This is a genomic window from Enterobacter sp. ENT02 (assembly GCF_019219165.1).
Lineage (GTDB): Bacteria > Pseudomonadota > Gammaproteobacteria > Enterobacterales > Enterobacteriaceae > Enterobacter > Enterobacter mori.
On record NZ_JAHUWD010000030.1, the window covers coordinates 1 to 289 of the forward strand.

Annotated in this window: 1 rRNA gene; it reads right to left on the minus strand. The window is 40.1% G+C overall.

The features are described from left to right. Positions 1 to 209 precede the first annotated feature (209 nt). Positions 210 to 289 (minus strand): 16S ribosomal RNA (locus KW829_RS22775); the annotation flags it as partial.

The following is a 289-nucleotide window of genomic DNA, read 5'->3' on the forward strand; positions in this document are numbered from 1 at the left end:
CTCACAACCCGAAGATGTTTCTTTCGATTCATCATCAAATTGCGAAAATTTGAGAGACTCGAACACACATAACATGTGTGTCGTTTCAATTTTCAGCTTGATCCAGATTTTTAAAGAGCAAAACTTCTTAATGCACTCAAAAGTACATTCAGAAGTTCATCATTCATCAGACAATCTGTGTGAGCACTACAAAGGCAGGTTCTTTAAGGTAAGGAGGTGATCCAACCGCAGGTTCCCCTACGGTTACCTTGTTACGACTTCACCCCAGTCATGAATCACAAAGTGGTAA